The sequence below is a fragment of the Pseudomonas sp. NPDC087626 genome (genome assembly GCF_044743405.1).
GTDB lineage: Bacteria > Pseudomonadota > Gammaproteobacteria > Pseudomonadales > Pseudomonadaceae > Aquipseudomonas.
The window spans coordinates 255068-273506 of sequence record NZ_JBIUWJ010000001.1 but is presented as its reverse complement, the minus strand read 5'-3'; the positions used below and the strand labels follow the sequence as shown (position 1 = coordinate 273506).

General features: G+C 59.4%; 17 protein-coding genes. 9 read left to right on the top strand and 8 right to left on the bottom strand.

Annotated elements, in window-relative coordinates; genetic code table 11:
• The first annotated feature begins 48 nt into the window (after positions 1-48).
• The 6 genes from ACIOVD_RS01260 to ACIOVD_RS01235 all read left to right on the top strand — a co-directional run bounded on the left by ACIOVD_RS01260 (position 49) and on the right by ACIOVD_RS01235 (position 6854).
• Positions 49-2463, top strand: coding sequence for a TonB-dependent siderophore receptor (locus tag ACIOVD_RS01260; RefSeq protein ID WP_095164317.1), 2415 nt, complete (start codon positions 49-51; stop codon positions 2461-2463).
• Positions 2464-2522: 59 nt separating this feature from the next.
• Positions 2523-3653 (top strand): PepSY-associated TM helix domain-containing protein, encoded by a 1131-nt coding sequence (locus ACIOVD_RS01255; protein ID WP_401125632.1) that lies wholly within the window; start codon positions 2523-2525, stop codon positions 3651-3653.
• Positions 3650-3829 (top strand): hypothetical protein, encoded by a 180-nt coding sequence (locus tag ACIOVD_RS01250; protein ID WP_095164319.1) that lies wholly within the window; start codon positions 3650-3652, stop codon positions 3827-3829. The genes ACIOVD_RS01255 and ACIOVD_RS01250 overlap by 4 nt, the downstream gene beginning before the upstream one ends.
• Positions 3830-4000: 171 nt before the next feature.
• On the top strand, positions 4001-4630 hold the full coding sequence (locus tag ACIOVD_RS01245; protein ID WP_095164320.1) for a glutathione S-transferase: 630 nt from the start codon (positions 4001-4003) through the stop codon (positions 4628-4630).
• A gap of 91 nt (positions 4631-4721) precedes the next feature.
• Positions 4722-5741 carry an RHS repeat-associated core domain-containing protein gene (locus tag ACIOVD_RS01240; RefSeq protein ID WP_401125630.1) on the top strand — a complete coding sequence of 340 codons (1020 nt, stop codon included), beginning with the start codon at positions 4722-4724 and terminating at the stop codon, positions 5739-5741.
• A gap of 108 nt (positions 5742-5849) precedes the next feature.
• The gene (locus tag ACIOVD_RS01235) at positions 5850-6854 is read left to right on the top strand and encodes an RHS repeat-associated core domain-containing protein (protein ID WP_401125627.1); all 1005 of its coding nucleotides are present in this window, start codon (positions 5850-5852) and stop codon (positions 6852-6854) included.
• A 95-nt stretch (positions 6855-6949) separates the two neighbouring features.
• Here ACIOVD_RS01235 and creD read toward each other — a convergent pair whose 3' ends face one another.
• From creD to ACIOVD_RS01215, 4 genes are all read right to left on the bottom strand, one after another.
• Entirely contained in the window at positions 6950-8311 is a 1362-nt protein-coding gene (creD, locus tag ACIOVD_RS01230) for a cell envelope integrity protein CreD (RefSeq protein WP_401125625.1), read from the bottom strand.
• A 91-nt stretch (positions 8312-8402) separates the two neighbouring features.
• Positions 8403-9821: a two-component system sensor histidine kinase CreC gene (creC, locus tag ACIOVD_RS01225; protein WP_401125623.1), complete on the bottom strand. Its 1419-nt coding sequence runs from the start codon at positions 9819-9821 to the stop codon at positions 8403-8405.
• On the bottom strand, positions 9821-10501 hold the full coding sequence (gene creB / locus ACIOVD_RS01220) for a two-component system response regulator CreB (protein WP_401125621.1): 681 nt from the start codon (positions 10499-10501) through the stop codon (positions 9821-9823). The genes creC and creB overlap by 1 nt, the downstream gene beginning before the upstream one ends.
• Positions 10502-10651: 150 nt before the next feature.
• Entirely contained in the window at positions 10652-11155 is a 504-nt protein-coding gene (locus ACIOVD_RS01215) for an ATP-dependent zinc protease (RefSeq protein WP_401125619.1), read from the bottom strand.
• Between the two features lie 285 nt (positions 11156-11440).
• On the opposite strand from ACIOVD_RS01215, the gene ACIOVD_RS01210 reads away from it, so the two are divergent.
• Positions 11441-12328 (top strand): acyltransferase, encoded by an 888-nt coding sequence (locus ACIOVD_RS01210; RefSeq protein WP_401125617.1) that lies wholly within the window; start codon positions 11441-11443, stop codon positions 12326-12328.
• A 7-nt stretch (positions 12329-12335) separates the two neighbouring features.
• Here the strand turns inward: ACIOVD_RS01210 and ACIOVD_RS01205 are convergent, their stop codons facing one another.
• The gene (locus tag ACIOVD_RS01205; RefSeq protein ID WP_095164329.1) at positions 12336-12881 is read right to left on the bottom strand and encodes a DUF2780 domain-containing protein; all 546 of its coding nucleotides are present in this window, start codon (positions 12879-12881) and stop codon (positions 12336-12338) included.
• A 266-nt stretch (positions 12882-13147) separates the two neighbouring features.
• Between ACIOVD_RS01205 and ACIOVD_RS01200 the strand changes: the two genes are divergently transcribed.
• Together ACIOVD_RS01200 and ACIOVD_RS01195 are read left to right on the top strand one after the other, a co-directional pair.
• Positions 13148-14206 (top strand): RHS repeat-associated core domain-containing protein, encoded by a 1059-nt coding sequence (locus ACIOVD_RS01200; RefSeq protein ID WP_401125614.1) that lies wholly within the window; start codon positions 13148-13150, stop codon positions 14204-14206.
• Positions 14207-14241: 35 nt separating this feature from the next.
• On the top strand, positions 14242-15264 hold the full coding sequence (locus ACIOVD_RS01195) for an RHS repeat-associated core domain-containing protein (protein ID WP_401125612.1): 1023 nt from the start codon (positions 14242-14244) through the stop codon (positions 15262-15264).
• Positions 15265-15316: 52 nt separating this feature from the next.
• On the opposite strand, the gene fdhA is transcribed toward ACIOVD_RS01195, so the two are convergent.
• The 3 genes from fdhA to ACIOVD_RS01180 all read right to left on the bottom strand — a co-directional run bounded on the left by fdhA (position 15317) and on the right by ACIOVD_RS01180 (position 18359).
• Positions 15317-16516 carry a formaldehyde dehydrogenase, glutathione-independent gene (gene fdhA, locus ACIOVD_RS01190; RefSeq protein ID WP_095164333.1) on the bottom strand — a complete coding sequence of 400 codons (1200 nt, stop codon included), beginning with the start codon at positions 16514-16516 and terminating at the stop codon, positions 15317-15319.
• Between the two features lie 201 nt (positions 16517-16717).
• Positions 16718-17575, bottom strand: a complete 858-nt coding sequence (purU, locus tag ACIOVD_RS01185) for a formyltetrahydrofolate deformylase (RefSeq protein ID WP_095164335.1) — start codon at positions 17573-17575, stop codon at positions 16718-16720.
• Positions 17576-17726: 151 nt separating this feature from the next.
• The gene (locus tag ACIOVD_RS01180; RefSeq protein WP_095164337.1) at positions 17727-18359 is read right to left on the bottom strand and encodes a sarcosine oxidase subunit gamma; all 633 of its coding nucleotides are present in this window, start codon (positions 18357-18359) and stop codon (positions 17727-17729) included.
• Positions 18360-18439: the final 80 nt, after the last annotated feature.

The window sequence follows — 18439 nt, the reverse complement described above, 5'->3', positions numbered from 1 at the left end:
GTTCGGCACATAGGCAATTGAGAAATATTTCCATTCAGGAGCCGCCGTATGTCACGTTCGCTAGACACCTTGTTGCGCCCCAGTCTGTTGGCCCTGGCCATTGCCTTCGGCACCCCGCTGACCAGCACCCTGCTGGTGGCCGCTGAACAGACGTCCAGCGTTCGCGCCTACAACCTGCCGGCCGCGCCCCTGGCCAGCACCCTGAACCAGATCGCCAGCCAGGCCGGCCTCGCCTTGAGCCTCAACCCGTCCCTGGCTGCCGGCAAGACCTCCGCCCCGGTCAACGGCCAGTACGACGCCGCCAGCGCCCTGAGCCAAGCCCTGCGCGGCACCGGCCTGCAACTGGAACAAAGCAGCGCCGGCACCTACAGCCTGGTAGCGGTTCCCGAGGGCGTGATGGCACTGCCGGAAACCAGCGTGATCGGTATCGAGGGCAGCGAAAGCGCCTGGGGCCCAGCCGCCGGTTTTGTAGCGACCCGCACCGCTGCCGGGACCAAGACCGACACCGCCATCGTCGAAGTGCCTCGCTCGATGACCGTGATCACCCGCGAGCAACTGGATGAGCGCCAGGTGCTCAACCTCAATGACGCCCTGCGCTACACCGCAGGCGTACAGAGCAGCGGCTACGGCTCCGACTCCCGGGCCGACTGGCTGCGCGTACGTGGCTTCGACCCCTCCCAGTTCCTCGACGGCCTGCCACTGCCCAAGGGTTCGTTCTCCAACCCGAAAGTCGAACCCTGGAACCTGGAGCGCATCACTGTACTGCGCGGCCCGGCCTCCTCGGTCTACGGCCAGACGCCACCGGGCGGCATGCTCGACATGGTCAGCCGCCGTCCGCAACTCGAAAGCGCGCACCAGATCGAAGCCCAGGCCGGCAGTAACGAACATAAGCAGATCAACTTCGACAGCACCGGCAAGATCGACGACGAAGGCCAGTTTCTCTACCGCGTCAGTGGCGTGGTGCGCGACAGCAATGCGCCAGTCGACCACATCCCGGACAAGCGCTACAACATCGCCCCAAGCCTGACCTGGAACATCAATGAAGACGCGAGCCTGACCTTCATTTCCCAGTACACCCGCGACGACACCGGCATCACCGGTCAGTTTTTGCCGCTGCAAGGCACCAAGCTCGGCTCACCGGCCGGGGATATTTCCCACCACAAGAACCTTGGCGAGCCGGACTGGGACTTCTATGACCGCACCTACTACGCCCTGGGATATGCCTACGAACAGCGCCTGAACGACGTCTGGCAATTCCGTCAGAACCTGCGCTACACCAAGAGCGACCTGGAATTCCAGGCGGTCAACGTAGCCACCTTCAACGAAGTCGACGAGGCTGGCAACGTCAACCGCGAGTCGGGCATCGTCAACGAAGACATCAGCCAATTCGCGGTCGACAACAACTTCCAGGCCGACTTCGACACGGGTGCCATCCGCCATACCCTGTTGCTGGGCCTCGATCACCAGCGCGCCAATACCAACTACCAATGGCTGTACGGCATGGGCGTGCCACCGATCAACGTCAACAACCCGATCTACGGCGCGGACATGTCGGGCGTCACGTACTTCGCCATGCAGGACTACAACCAGAAAACCCACCAGACCGGCCTCTACGTCCAGGACCAGATGGCCCTGGACAACTGGCGCCTGACCCTCGGCGGTCGTGAAGACTGGGTGCACACCGGCACCACCTTCCATAACAACAACGATGTCACCAACACCCAGCGCGACAAGGCCTTCTCCGGCAACGTCGGCCTCAGCTATGTGTTCGACAACGGCGTGACGCCATACATTTCCTACACTGAGTCGTTCCAGCCGAGCATCGGCGCCAACGTCTCGGCCACCGAGGCGTTCAAGCCGACCGAAGGCCACCAGTACGAAGTCGGCGTGAAGTACCAGCCAGTGGGCAGCAAGAGCCTGTTGACGGCGGCGGTCTACGACCTGCGCCAGGAAAACGTCAGCGTCACCGAAGGCAGTATCACCCGCCAGGTTGGTGAGCTGAAGGTCCGCGGGCTGGAACTGGAAGCGACCACCGAGGTCACCGACAACCTCAAGGTGATTGGTTCCTACACCTACACCGACACAGAAATCAGCAAAGGCCTGGAGAGCGAAGTCGGCAACCGCATGGCGCTGATTCCGCGCAACCAGGCCACCCTGTGGGCTGATTACACCTGGCACGCCGGCGCGCTCGACGGCTTCGGCGTTGGAGGCGGGGTTCGCTACGTTGGCGACACCTACGGCAACACGGCCAATACCGATATCGCCCATGTCAGCTCCTACACCGTGTATGACGCCGCCGTCCATTACGACCTCGGCCGCCTGGACAAAACCATGAAGGGTGTCACGGTCGCCGTCGAAGCCAAGAACCTGTTCGACAAAGACTACCTGGCCAACTGTGATGGCTACTGGTGCTACTACGGCGATGAGCGCAACGTAGTCGCCAGCGTCAACTACAAGTTCTAAGCCGCACCCCCTGATTGAAGGGCCACCCGTACGGTGGCCCTTGTCCATTTGGATGACCGATGAAAAGCAAAACCATCCGCCGCTGGTCCTTTATCCACACCTGGACCAGCCTGATTTGCACGGCGTTCCTGCTGATGCTCGCCCTGACCGGCCTGCCGTTGATCTTTCATCACGAGATCGAGCACCTGCTGGGCGATGCGCCCGTGCTGCGACAGATGCCGGCCGAAACCCCGCATCTGGACCTGCAGCAACTGGTCGAAAAGGCCCAGGCCCATCGTCCCGACGAAGTCATGCAGTACTTCGGCTGGGATGAGGACGAGCCCAACGGCGTGATCGCGATCATGGCCAAGACCGCCGGCACCGAGCCCAACTTGTCCCACACCTACATGCTCGACGCCCGCACCGGCGAACCGGTGGCCATGCCCTCGGCCAACGGCGGGCTGATGATGGTCATCTTGCGCCTGCACGTCGACATGTTCGCTGGGCTGCCGGGCAAGTTGTTGTTGGCGTTCATGGGCATTCTGTTCGTGCTGGCGATCGTTTCCGGCGCGGTGCTGTACCTGCCGTTCATGCGCCGCCTGAAGTTCGGTACCGTGCGCCAGGACAAATCCACGCGCCTGCGCTGGCTCGATCTGCACAACCTGATCGGCGTCGTCACCTTGACCTGGGCGCTGGTGGTGGGTGTCACCGGTGTGGTCAGCGCCTGCGCCGACCTGCTGATTGCGGCCTGGCGCAGCGAAGCCCTGAGCGCGATGATCGAACCCTACCGCGACGCACCGCCCCTGACCCGCCTGGCACCCGCCAGCCAGTTGCTGGAGATTGCCCAGCGGGCCGCACCCGAGATGCAGACAGACTTCATCGCCTTCCCTGGCACCCGTTTCTCCAGCGAACACCACTACGCGGTGTTCATGAAAGGCAATACCCACCTGACCTCCCACCTGCTGACCCCGGTGCTGATCGACGCCAGTACCCTGCAAGTCACCGCGATCGCCGAACGACCGTGGTACATGGACGTCATGGGCATGTCGCAACCACTGCACTTCGGTGACTACGGTGGCATGCCGATGAAAATCCTCTGGGCGGCACTCGATGTACTGACCATCATCGTCCTCGGCAGCGGCCTGTACCTGTGGATAGTCCGGCGCCGGGCGGCAAAACCGCTGGCCGTGGCCCAGGAGAGCACCCAATGAGACCGCGCCAGTCGAACTTCTGGAAAGTCTTCGCCACCCCCACCGTGATTGCCCTGCTCAGTGCCGCAGGGTTGTTCGCGGCGCTATTGGGTGATGGGATCTGGGATGGCTTGAGCTGGATCGGCTTGGGCGTGCCGGCCGTTTTGGGACTTCGGGGGTTGTTGCGTAGGAGTTGAAATCTACTGTGTTTGAACGGGCTGAACACAAAGTAGATAAACAACCGCTAGCCCTGTGGGAGTGGGCTTGCCCGCGAAGGCGATTTCACAGGCGCCATCAACCCCCTCGCCAGCCACGCCGGAACTTACTAGGCTAAGCCTCTGCTCCCCGATGATCGCCGAGGAATGCCCATGTCCGCCCCCAGCATGACCCTGTTCCACAACCCTGCCTCGCCCTTCGTGCGCAAAGTCATGGTGCTGCTGTACGAAACCGGACAACAGGACCGCGTGGCGTTGCAGGCCAGCGTGCTCACCCCGGTCAACCCGGACCTGAGCCTGATCGACGACAACCCCCTGGGCAAAATCCCGGCTCTGCGCCTGGCCGACGGCAACATCATTCACGACAGCCGGGTCATCCTCGACTACCTCGACCAGCAGCACGTCGGTAACCCGCTGATCCCCCGCGAAGGATCGGCGCGCTGGCGGCGGCTGACCCTCGCTTCGCTGGCCGACGGGATCATGGACGCGGCCGTGCTGGTGCGCTACGAAGTCGCCCTGCGTGCCCCAGAGAAGCACTGGGACGAATGGCTCGACGGCCAGCGCGAGAAAATCCGCCGCGCCCTGGCATTGCTGGAAAAAGACGCCATCGCCGAGCTGACCTGCCACTTCGACATCGCCGCCATCAGCGTCGCCTGTGCCCTGGGCTACCTGGACCTGCGTCACCCGGATCTGGATTGGCGCACATCGAATCCGCAACTCGCCGCCTGGTATTTCGAAGTGAGCCAGCGAACTTCGATGATTGCGACGATGCCGAAGGTTTGAAGTGACACTATCAGTTCTGATAGTAGGCAACCGCTCATAAAACTCCGATGCTGAAGGTCCTGATTTTGGGACCTTGCACGGAGCTGCGTCGATGCCCTCCTCATCTCGCTTGACCAAGTTGTGCCGCTACCACTACGACCCACTGGATCGCCAGGCCGCTTGCACCCTCGCAATCGTGCAGCCGGCCACCCTCCAGCGCTTTTACTGCACAAGCCGCTTGGTCACTGAAATCCACGGCGCAGTCCGCACCAGTCTGTTCCAGCACGACGACCAGTTGTTGGCGCAACAGCGGCACCATAACGAAAAAGTCGATACCACCTTCCTGGCGACCGATCAGCAGCGCACGGTATTGAGCGCGCTCGACGCAATCCGCCCCCATCCCCTCGCCTATACCCCCTACGGCCATCGCCCGGCAGAAAGCGGCCTGCTCAGCCTGCTCGGCTTCAATGGACAACGGCCGGACCCCGTGACCGGGCATTATCATTTAGGCAATGGTTATCGGCAGTTCAATCCGGTGTTGATGCGGTTTAACAGTCCGGACAGTTGGAGTCCGTTTGGTGAGGGTGGGTTGAACGCCTATGGGTACTGTGAGGGGGAGCCGGTGCTTGGGAGTGATCCAATGGGGCACTCGAATATTTTTCGAAGCGCCTGGAAAGGAATAAAAAATACATTTTTTGGTAGAACGCCAGGTAAATACAGAAAGGCGCCCCCAGTCGCTACGACTACCGCAACCACACCAGTTTCAACAACATCAGCAAGCAAAACTGCGCTTGAGCTGGCCCCAGATCTCAACATCGAGGATCATAGAAACACACTACTCAACCAATTGACCCCCGAGGAAATAAAACTAAACTACGGAATTAACAACCCACACCCAATGAAACCAAACACTGCTAATCCGAGCACCACCCATCAAGTCACTTACAATATTCTGGTGAGAACCGATACACGCCCTCGAAGCATTCTAGAGTTGACACAATATCTGGACAACTCCCAAGCAAGACTTGATACCCAGCCGCATTCCCCCATACAAAGACAACACCGAGAGCAGCTGATTGCTCAGCTCAAATCCGATATAGCCGCAAAAATGAACGAAACTCGCAAACAATAAAGGTCAGCAAGCATCCACGAAACCCTAGCAGTTCTGCTAGTAGGCAAGACCTAATAAACCGCCGATGCTGAAGGTCCAGCTTTTTGGATCTAGCACGGAGCCCAGTCGATGCCCTCCTCATCTCGCCTGACCGAGTTGTGCCGCTACCACTACGACCCACTGGATCGCCAGGCCGGCTGCACCCTCGCACTCGTGCAGCCGGCCACCCTCCAGCGCTTTTACTGCACAAGCCGCTTGGTCACTGAAATCCACGGCGCAGTCCGCACCAGCCTGTTCCAGCACGACGACCAGTTGTTGGCGCAACAACGGCACCAGAACGACCAGGTCAATACCACCCTCCTGGCGACCGATCAGCAGCGCACGGTATTGAGCGCGCTCGACGCAACCCGCCCCCATCCCCTCGCCTATACCCCCTACGGCCATCGCCCGGCAGAAAACGGCCTGCTCAGCCTGCTCGGCTTCAATGGGCAACGGCCTGACCCCGTGACCGGGCATTATCATTTAGGCAATGGTTATCGGCAGTTCAATCCGGTGTTGATGCGGTTTAACAGCCCGGACAGTTGGAGTCCGTTTGGTGAGGGAGGGATAAACGCCTACACATATTGTGGAGGAGAACCAGTGAATAGGACGGACTCAAATGGCCATGACTGGTTAGCTCTTAAAGCATTAAGAAAGCTCAACATCATTAAAAAGAAGACCAGAGTCCCCAAAGAATTGGTGAAATACAATAGTGTCGAACATCCAATTACGAAACTTGAAAAAAAGACTCGAAAACAAATGGTTGACGACTTCAATAAAGGAATACCATCAGAAGAAAAATTATCAAGGCGCGAGGGCCGCTATTGGATTAACGAGAGAAGGAAACATGGCAAAACGCCGAGAGAATTAATTGCCGAAGCAGAAGAAAAATTTAAAAAAAATCTACCACCTGAAACCCTGAACTCCAGTCGCGAGCCTGTAAAAACTCACGTTCGTAATCGCCATGCACCACTCAAAGAAAGCACTGGAGAAGCCGCCCCCTCAACTAGACTACAGGCAAGGATCGCACGTGACCGTTTGAACGCAGGCCGATCCACGCCCCACTCTCTTTTAAGCGACATACGTGACACCTGAATACTCGACTCACACAACACTTTGGGGGAAACAGGCTGGCAATCTGCATCGCCAGCACTGCCCCCAACACCTGATCTTCCCTTAACCCCAACGACCTACTCACCTCCCACCTCCGCCTTGCTCACCTTCCCCCGCCCCATCCCATACCAATCCAATCTGCGCGTCAGCACCATAAACACCCCCAGCAACCCAAACAGCAACAACGAGCCCATCAACAACGCGTAATCCTCGGCACTCAACAATCCGTAAAGCAGCCCATACAACGCCGCCAACCCCGCTGAAAAGCTCAAGCCATGCACCGCACTGCGCAACACGTGGCAGACATAAAAGCCGATCAACAACACGCAGGCACTGGCCGACAGCAGATACGCCAGGGCAAACCCGATGTGCTCGGACAGCGACAACAGCAGCAGGTAGAAGAACGCCAGCGCCACGCCGACCAAGGCGTATTGCACCGGGTGCACGGCCAGGCTTTTCAACACTTCGAAGAGGAAGAAACCGGCGAAGGTCAGCACGATGAACAGCAGGGCGTATTTGATTGCCCGCTCGCTCTTGAGGTACTGGTCCACCGGGTCGATGAAGCTCACGCCGAAGCTGCGGCTTTTGAATTCGTCACAGCTGCCACGGGCAACACAGTTGCTCAGCGCTTCTTCCAGGTTGGTGGAGAAGAACGAGGTCTGCCAGTTGGCCGTGAAGCCTTCAGCGCTGATCGCTCGTTGGGCCGGCAGGTAGTTACCGATAAAGCTGGGGTGGGGCCAGTTGGCGGACACCGTCACGTTGCTGGTCCTGCCTACCGGGGTGACCTGCAACTGGCCGGTGCCCTGCAAGCGCAGGTCGAACGCGAAGCTCAGTTCGTTGGCTTTGCGAACATCCAGTGGCGCCAGCGTGACATGCACCCCCTCCCCCAACCATTCCTCTTGAGTGCCCGGTACAAAGTCCAGGCGCTGGCCATCGAGTTCCAGTTGCAGCGCGTTTTCGATGCCGCGGATATCACTGATGCCCACAGCCAGATAGGGCGAATCAAACGTGTAGTCGGCAAAGTCTTCATCGATCCCCAGTTGCTGCGGAATCGAAAAGTGCCCGCTAATTCGGTTATCCGCATGGAACAACCGCGCCTCGTAGATGCCACGGGCACGCAGTTCGGTCTGCACCTTCGCGTCGAGCTCAAAACGCTCCGGCAGGAAATACAGGCGCCCGCGCTCCAGGCTGGTTTCCTGATAACGCGCGTTGGTTTTTTCGTTGTGTTTCCAGGTACGCACCACCTTACGGTACGGCACCACCATCACCGGTCCGCTCAGTTGCTGGCTGTAACTGGAGCTGCGGGCGATGTCTTCGAGGACGCCGTCGCGTAGTTGCTGACGGTCGTCAATCATGCCGCTGATCATCAGTAACGGAATCAGCAACAACAGAATCAATAGGGCAATTGCCCCGAGTTTCAAGGCCAGGCTGCGGTTCATGGGGTCTCTCCCTGTTCGAATGAGGGAAAGTCTGCAAGGCCCGTGTGTGGGTTTTATGGAGGGAATATGCAGAGTGTGTGGAGAACAGCAGCTACGGTAGACGCAGCTTCACCTCAACGCCGCCCTCGACATTCCCGATCGTCAGCAGACCACCGTGCAACTTCACCACCTCTTCAACAAAATTCAGCCCCAGCCCGGTGCTTTTACGTCCACTGTCGGGCCGTGGCAGCGAGTAGAAACGCTCGCTCAGGCGTCCCAGGGCGTAGTCGGGAATCGGGTCGGCCTGATTGAACAGACTGAACTCGATCTGCTCGCCCAGCCGTTGTGCGCTAAACCGCAGGACACCGTGGGACGGGGTGAAATCCAGGGCGTTCTCCAGCAGGTTAGCCAGCGCCTGGCGCAACAGAAAGGCTTCGCCTGTCAGCGCCAGGTCAGCAGCAAGGTGTTTTGCAATGCGCAGCTGTTTGCGTTCAATACGCGCCTGTTGGGTATCGAGCAACTCATCGACCAAGGCCGCCAACGGTACCTGTACTCGCTCCTCGAGGGTTTGCCGTTGCTCGACCTGGGCCAGGTTCAACAGTCGCTCGATCAACTGCTGCATACGCGCGCTTTCAGTGTCGATGTTGCTGACGAAACGCTGGCGTTGGGTGTCTGGCATCTGCTCCTGCAACAGTTCGGCGGCACCGCGAATCGCCGCCAGCGGGCTCTTCAGTTCGTGGGTCAGGGTGTGCACATAACGCTCCACATACGCCTTGCCTTCCAGTTGCGTACGCATGTGTTCGACCGCCGTGGCCAGTTGCTCCAGCTCACCGCCACGGTAGTGCGGCAGCTCGGCCCGGCGCCCTTCGCTGACCGCCTGGGCATACTCGGTCAAGCGCCGCAGCGCCACGCTCAACCACCACGACAATGCCGCTCCGAACAGCAGGCCAAGGCCGATCAAGCCCGCGCCGTAGCCGAGCAAACGGCGCTCGGTGCGGTCGACGTAAGGCTGCAGTGAGCTGTTGGGTTTGGCCACGGTGACCACGCCGATGATCTGCCCGTTGTCGCGAATCGGCGCGCCGACGTGCATCACCGAAGAACTGGCGTCGTCAGGATCACTGCGGGTTGAACGCGCGCCGTACTCACCGCGCAGGGTCAGGTACACATCGTTCCAGCGCGAGTAATCCTGACCAACTGCAAGAGCGCTGGAGTCCAGCACCACCACACCCCTGGCGTCGGTCACGTAGATGCGATGGTTGACCTGATTCTTCGCCAGGCCCCAGATACTCGCCCCCGGCTGCCGCTCGCCATAAGCCTTGAGCAACTGCGGCCAGCGGTTCTGATTGAGGGTCCCGGCCTTGAAGTCGTCGCGCAGGATCTCGGCCATCAGATTGGCGGTGTCCACCAGGGTTTCTTCGGTGGACTGACGCACGCCGGGACGGATTTCTTCCATCACCGTGTTGAGCACAAAGTACCCGGTCAGGCCGACGAACAGCACATAGACCAGGAAGATCCGGATCGCCAATGGCATCAACTGGTCCCTGGGCTGTAGCTGTAACCGAGGCCACGGTGGGTCTGGATCGGCTCGGCATTGGCCGCCACCAAGCGCAACTTGGCGCGCACGCTCTTGATGTGGCTGTCGATGCTGCGCTCGTACCCAGCGTCGCTGGCAATGCCCAGCGCGTCGAGCAGTTGTTCGCGACTAAACACCCGCTCGGGTTGTTCCAGCAAACACTGGAGCAAGCGGAACTCATGCCGGGTCAGGCTCAATGGCTGGCCGCGATAGGTGATCAGCACGCGCTCGCTGTCCACCAGGAACAACGCACTGGTGGACTCGATCCCCGGACGCGGTGCCATGCGCTTGAGAATTGCCCGCACCCGCGCCGCCACTTCCCGTGGGCTGAATGGCTTGACCACATAATCATCAGCGCCAATCTCCAGGCCCACCACGCGGTCGATCTCACCATCACGGGCGCTGAGGAACATCACCGGCACTTCGCTGAACCGGCGCAACTGCTTGCAGGTTTCAAATCCGCTGATGTCCGGCAGGCCGATGTCGAGAATGATCAGGTCGGCGGGAGTCGCCCGCTGATGCTCAAGGGCGGCCGCCCCCAGGCTCACCCAGGTGGTGGTGAAACCCTCGCCTTGCAAGGCAAACACCAGGGTATCGGCAATCGCCGCTTCGTCTTCGACAATCAGGATATGAGGCATGGCATCCAGGCCCGGCAGTTAAGTGGGCGAACGGTGGCCCAGGATGTAATCGACGTCAATCTGACAAGTGTTATGCAACGCCAAATACCGTAAGACCTTTTCTTCCCCGCCTGTAAGAAATAGCTGAAAAGTCTCCATCAGCGGCTCGCCTCAACACTCCGGCTTATCCGCCGTAAACCTGCGAGCCGGATTCACCGCCGCGCCAAACTCACGCAGCGCCTTGGCACCGATCAGCAGCGGGTAGTTGAAACTACTGCGGTCGGTGAGGTTGACCTCGACGGTGCGCTTGACGTCGCCCAGGCACAGTTCCAAATCAACCACCGGACGCTTGGTCGGCGCTGCCACATCTTCGTCCTCGTCCTCTTCGGAGCGGGTCTTGATCTTACTGATCCGCGCCACCTTGTGTTCGTAGACCTTGTTGCTGGCATCCTTGGTCGCCAGGCGGAAACGCACCCACTCCTCGCCATCGCGGGTGAAGGTCTCGATGTCCTTGGCCGACAGCGAGGCCGTCAGCGCGCCGGTGTCCATCTTGGCCTTGAGCACTTCACCGCCGATCTCCGGTAGCTGGATGTATTCGTAACGGCCATACAGGGTCGGCTCGGCGGCCATGGCCGGCAGGGCCAGGAGGGATAACAGTGCGAGGATGGATTTCACGTGGTGGATTCCCTTGAGGAGTGAGCAGCGGGATTTTAGACAGTCTGTCAGCTATTCGTTCGCTCTTCGGAGCGCCATCGCGGGCAAGCCCGCTCCCACAGGGATCTGTGCCGAACCATTGTGGGAGCGGGCTTGCCCGCGATGAGGCCAGCGAGAACACCACTAAAACCAGATCATCTGGCGCAGCATACCCGCGCTAAAGTGAAACATTCGTCAGCCCGCAGATTTGGCCTGGGCCTCGAAGCTGCTTATCATGGCCCGCCCAAATGCTTTCAAGAGTTACTTATGCGCCGCCTGCTCACCGGCTGTTTCGTCACCCTGCTGCTGTTGCTTAACACCCTGGTCCTGATCGGGCCGCTGCTGGTGTTTGCCCTGTTCAAACTGCTCCTGCCCGGCCGTTATCGCGATGCCGCAAGCGCGGCGGTGATGTGGATCGCCGAGACCTGGGCACAAATCGACAAGCTGATTTTCGCCTGCTGCATCCCCACCCGCTGGGACATTCGTGGCGGCGAGGGACTGCGGGTCGACACCTCTTACCTGGTGGTCAGCAACCATCAGTCCTGGGTCGATATCCCGGCGCTGATCCAGACCCTCAACCGACGCACGCCGTTCTTCAAGTTCTTCCTGAAAAAGGAGCTGATCTGGGTGCCGTTCCTGGGCCTGGCCTGGTGGGCACTGGATTACCCGTTCATGAAGCGCTACAGCAAGGCCTTCCTGGCCAGGCACCCGGAGCTGCGGGGCCAGGACCTGGCGATTACCCGGGTCGCATGCGAGCTGTTCAAGCGCCAGCCGGTGACCGTGGTCAACTATCTAGAAGGCACGCGCTTCACCCAGGCCAAACGTGGCGCCCAGCAATCCCCTTTCAAGCACCTGCTAAAACCCAAGGCCGGCGGCGTGGCTTTTGTATTGGCCGCCATGGGCGAACAGCTGGATGCCATCCTCGACGTCACCGTGGTCTATCCACAGGAAAAGATTCCGGGGTTCTGGGATTTGATCAGCGGTGCGGTGCCGCGGGTGATCATCGACATCCAGACCCGTGAGCTGGATCCGGCGTTGTGGCAGGGAGATTACGAGAACGATCTGCTGTTTCGCCAAAGCGTCCAGAACTGGGTCAACCAGCTCTGGATCGACAAGGATGCACGCATCGACGCCTTGCGCGCCGGGCGTGAGTGAGGCGCGGTTATACGCCCCAGATGCTGCCCAGGCTCTTGAGCAGGGTACCGCCAACGCCTTGCTGGCCCAGGTACTGCAGCAGGATCGGGGCAAACTGGCCGACCATGCCACTGTCCATGCCCAACGCGCTGAACGCGGTGTTCAGGTCGTTGGTGTCCTTGACGTTACCCAGGGCGTTTTCCAGGCCCGCGGCCTTGCCGGACGAACCCAGCATGCCCGCCAGGGCGCCCAGGTTACCGCTGCCACCGGAGAGCTTGTCGATACCCGGCACGCTCTTGGCCAGTTCCGAATAGTCGCTGGCGCTCAGCTTGTTCTTGGCCAGGCCCAACATCGCACTGGTGCCGCCAATGGCTTGTTCTGGTTTAACGTCCAGCGCGCTCAGGGCGCTCAACAGGCCGGCAGTCTGCGAGGTCGGCGCTGCGGCGGCGGCCTTGTCGCCACCCTGCATGCCCGATACCGCACCCGCCACATCGTTCAGGCTGAAACCGGCGAAGACCGGGCTGGCGACCAATGTCATGAGCGAAGCCAAAGCAAAACCGCGTGAAATCTTCATCGAAAAACTCCTGAACCTTCAAAAATGCCCTCAAGCGGGCGCAAAGCTGGCATTTTGACTGAAAACCACCGGCTATTGTTCCGCTACTGCCTTTCCTTTCATCTCATGGACTACGCAGAGGTTTTTTTCCCCAATAAATAGGCACGCAGCTAGTGGCACCCTGCGTCCCTTCCAGACGTCGACCCTAGCAGTTCTGCCAGTAGGCAGAATCACCTGATTGCGCCACAGTACTCCCTGCATCGCCGCGCTTTCAGAGAGCCACGCCCATGCCAACCCAACGCCAAACCCTGCTCTGCCGCTACCACTACGACCCACTGGATCGCCTGGCCGATTGCACCCCGACGGCACAGACCAGCAGCCAACGCTTCTACCTCAAGGAGCGCCTGGCCACCGAGATTCAAGGCGCGCTACAGCGCTCGATCATGCAGCACGAAGATCAACTGCTGGCGCAGCAACAGCGGCAGAGCGGCACGGCGCAACCCCGCTTGCTCGTCACCGATCAACAGCGCTCGGTACTGGCCATCCTCGACGCCACCCGCTCCCATCACCTTGCCTACACCCCTTATGGTCATCGCATTCCAGAGAACGGCTTGCTCAGCCTGCTCGGCTTCAACGGTGAACGGCCGGACCCGGTGACTGGGCACTATTTGTTGGGCAATGGTTATCGGGCGTTTAACCCGGTGTTGATGCGATTCAACAGCCCGGACAGTTGGAGTCCGTTTGGCGAGGGTGGGTTTAATAGCTATGCCTACTGCTACGGAAACCCTGGAAACAAAACAGATCCCTCTGGACACACGCCAATAGCTCTATGGGCAGTCCTGCGGAAAAACTTGAAATTTTTAATTAATAAGGGTGAGCAAATAACCACTCTTGTTCGTCGACCACTAAGAGTAGCAGGCCAAGCAACCAAGCGTTCAGCTGCGGATGCTTTTGAACAGACACTAAAAGAAATACCTATACAAAAAGTTGTACCTAGTCAGCGCGCCCCCGTCTTGACAGTGCAGCCGACACCCCCACGAAACTTGCAGAATTCCATCGCCAATCAAACAGCGAACTCGGCGGCCATTGCAAACCGATCTCAAACCAATCCCGGCACCTCCGCTCTAACGACGCAAAATACTAGCGCAACATCTCCAGCCGATACAGCAAGAAATATAACAATACGCACACTAACAGACAGCGGTTATTCCGAGGCTTTCATCATTAACTTTTCAAATCGAGAAATAAGAGTAACCCCGAGCTCAAGTGGCGATAGCGCCAATTTCTCACCCCCTCGAAACAGCGGTTCTGCTAGTAGGCAAGCCCATCCGCCTAGGCCACAGTAAACCCTGTATTGCGCACTTTTCAGGGAGCCCCTTCCATGAAGCCCCACCGCGAAACCCTGCTCTGCCGCTACCACTACGACCCACTGGATCGCCTGGCCGATTGCACCCCAACGGCACAGGCCCGCAGCCAACGCTTCTACCTTAAGGAGCGCCTGACCACCGAGATTCAAGGCGCGCTACAGCGCTCGATCATGCAGCACGAAGATCAACTGCTGGCGCAGCAACAGCGGCAGAACGGCACGGCGCAACCCCGCTTGCTCGTCACCGATCAACAGCGCTCGGTACTGGCCATCCTCGACGCCACCCGCTCCCATCACCTTGCCTACACCCCTTATGGTCATCGCATTCCAGAGAACGGCTTGCTCAGCCTGCTCGGCTTCAACGGCGAACGGCCGGATCCGGTGACGGGGCACTATTTGTTGGGCAATGGGTATCGGGCGTTTAACCCGGTGTTGATGCGATTCAACAGTCCGGACAGTTGGAGTCCGTTTGGGGAGGGTGGGTTGAATGCGTATGGGTATGGTGTGGGGGATCCGGTGAACAAAAGGGATGATACGGGGCACATGCCCTTTAGGAAATGGCTCGGTTTTTTTAATAGTGGCCGAAGTATCAGTAGCCAGAATCTACTTAGTCATCCTACACAAAGTCTAAGTACCTCACAAAACAGTTTAAACGCCCCCATAGCCTCCACCAACCAGGCAGCTTCTCCCATTATCGGAAACGATGTCACCTACCGGATCCAATCAGAAGGCGCAATATACAATATTAAAAATCCAATAGCCCGAAACAAAGCAAAACTTCAGAACACAAGACATAACATTTTAAACTTAAAAAACCATCCAGACAGCTACATGGAAAGAATAATCAAACTAACTTCCGAAGAGTATGACTTCCCCATCGCAGCCACACCTCTTGCGGAAAAAGATGCGCCAGCCATTCAAAAACTTCTGAAACGCCTAATGAAACAAGAGCAACACTATGAGAACAAGTTAATCAAGCTCATGAAAAATTCCAAGTCACCTCAAGAGCTGCAAACTCCAATAAGAACAGCCCATTAACTTAACCTACAAAAAGGGCGACTTAGCGTCGCCCTGTCTAACTCCCTAAAATTTACGCCGCACTAAACAACTTATGCGGATCGATCACAAACTTCTTCGGCACACCCGCATCGAATTCGCCATAACCACGTGGCGCATCATCCAGGCTGATCACCTCAACACCCACGATGTCGGCAATATGAATGCGGTCCCACATGATCGCCTGCATCAGTTGGCGGTTGTACTTCATCACCGGGGTCTGGCCGGTGTGGAAGCTGTGGGATTTGGCCCAGCCGAGGCCAAAGCGGATGCTCAAACTGCCCATTTTTGCAGCGGCATCTACCGCACCTGGGTCTTCAGTCACGTAGAGGCCAGGGATGCCGATCTTGCCGGCGACACGCACCACGCCCATCAGCGAGTTGAGCACGGTGGCCGGGGCTTCGTGTTTCACGCCTGCATGGCCGTGGCCACGAGCTTCGAAGCCCACCGCGTCGACGGCGCAATCCACTTCCGGCTCGCCCAGCAGCGCGGCGATCTGTTCGTGCAGAGGGGTATCGAGGGACAGGTCGGCGATTTCGAAACCCTGGGCCTTGGCGTGGGCCAGGCGGATCGGGTTGACGTCACCGATGATCACCACCGCGGCGCCCAGCAGGCGTGCCGACGCGGCGGCCGCCAGACCGACGGGGCCGGCACCGGCCACATACACGGTGCTGCCCGGGCCAACGCCGGCAGTAACGGCGCCGTGATAACCGGTCGGGAGGATGTCGGAGAGGCAGGTCAGGTCGCGGATCTTCTCCATGGCGCGGTCGCGATCCGGCAGTTTCAGCAGGTTGAAGTCCGCGTACGGCACCATGGCGTACTCGGCCTGGCCACCGGTCCAGTCGCCCATGTCGACATACCCGTAGGCGCCGCCCGGGCGAGCCGGGTTCACGCTCAGGCACACGCCGGTGTGCATTTCCTTGCAGGAACGGCAGCGCCCACAAGCCACGTTGAACGGCACCGAGACCAGGTCGCCAATTTTCAGGTTCTCGACGTCGCTGCCCTTCTCGATCACTTCACCGGTGATCTCGTGTCCCAGCACCAGACCGGTCTGGGCCGTGGTACGACCGCGCACCATGTGCTGGTCGGAACCACAGATGTTGGTGGAGACCACTCGCAGGATCACCCCGTGCTCGATCTTCCGGCCGCGCGGATCCTGCATTTTCGGATAGTCGATTTTCTGTACTTCGACCTTGCCCGCGCCGAGATACACCACACCACGATTGCCAGACATGCTTTCACCTCGCTGTTGTTTTTATGAAACCGCGCTGCCCAGACAGGCAGCGCGTTAAGTGCTCGGGTACAGATGCTGTTTCTTGTGTTGCTTGTTGGGGCCTCATCGCGGGCAAGCCCGCTCCCACAATGATTCGGGTTGAGCTTGAGATTTGTGAACGACACAAAACCCTGTGGGAGCGGGCTTGCCCGCGATGGCAATCTAAAGAACGACCGTGCGATTGGCGTTCAAGAACACCCGCCGCTCAATGTGATACCCCACCGCCCGGGCCAGGGTCAGGCCTTCGATATCCCGCCCCTTGGCGATCAGGTCTTCGGGGTAATGGCTGTGATCCACCGCCTCCACGCCCTGGGCAATGATCGGGCCTTCGTCCAGGTCGTTGTTGATGTAATGCGCCGTGGCGCCGACCAGCTTCACGCCCTTGTTGTAAGCCTGGTGATAGGGCTTGGCGCCCTTGAAACCGGGCAGCAACGAGTGGTGGATGTTGATCGCCTTGCCGTCGAGCTTGCGGCACAGTTCCGGCGACAGCACTTGCATATAACGCGCAAGAATCACCAGTTCGGCACCGGACTCCTCGATCACCTGCCACACCTGCCGCTCTTGCGAGGGCTTGTCGTTGGGGTCGAGGGGGAAGTGGTAATAGGGAATGCCGTGCCAGTCGGCCAGGGGCTTGAGGTCCGGGTGGTTGGAGACCACCGCCGCGACGTCCATCGACAGTTGGCCGATGCGTTGGCGGTAGAGCAGATCGTTGAGGCAGTGATCGGCCTTGGAGACCATGATCACCACTTTTGGCCGGTGGTGCGGCGGGGTCAGTTCGAAAATCATCCCGAAAGCTTCGCCGCGCTCGGCCAGACCCGCGCGGAACGATTGCTCGTCGAAACCCTCGGGCTGGCGAAACTCCACACGAATGAAAAAACGCCCCGAAAGCCGGTCATCAAAGGAGTGGTGCTCGGTGACGTAGCAGCCCTGCTCGAACAGAAAGCGGGTCACCGCATCCACGGTGCCGAGGACGCTTGGGCAGTCGGCGGTCAGAATCCATGTGTCTGGGGCGCGGCTCATAGTGCGGTGACTCCTGTGAAATCGGTGGATGCCTACTGTAGGAGCGAGCTTGCTCGCGATGGAGGTCAACGATGACGCGTACTTCCTGACTTAACGCGTCGCTCTCAAGTCCATCGCGAGCAAGCTCGCTCCTACAGTGACGCTGGTGAGATCAAGCCTGAACGCTAAGCCCGTACTCGGCTGCCGCATCCTGCAACCACAACCACCAGTAATCCGAGAAGCTGCGACGGATCAGCAATTCCCAGGTGTCTTCTGCGGTGTGGCGGATCACCAGTTGCGACTTGGCGAACACCGTGCCCACCGCCTTGCCCACCGGGAAATTGTTGGGGTGCACGTCGTAGCTGGTGGATTTCATCAGCACCTGGCGCACGTTCGGGCCGCTCAGTTCGAGGATCTGCTGACCACCGCTGACGTTGACGATCTGGATGTGCAACTCGCCCAGGGCTTCACGCAGCTTCTGCTCGGCGACGAACTCTTCACCGCTTGGAACGATCAGCAGCCATTCATCCGGCCCCATCCATTGCAGGCTGGTCTCACCCTTGACGATGACGCTCAGCGCCCCCGGCAACTCGATGCCCAGGGCCTTGTGCACACCGGCGGCGAACGCGGCATCGTGGCCGTCGCCACGCAGGGTCAGGTGACCGAGGAGTTTTTTCTCACGCACGATCACGCCGGCGTTTTTGCGGCCCTTGCCCACCAGGCTGGCGAGGTCGGCATGCTGCAACGACGACTCGGCCTTGGCCCCGGTGGTTGGGCGTTGTTGGTACACATTGGCTACGGTCATAAAGCACCTTTCCTGAATTCGTTTCCCTGTGGGAGCGGGCTTGCCCGCGATGGGAGCAACTCGGTCTGCCTGAGGCTCCG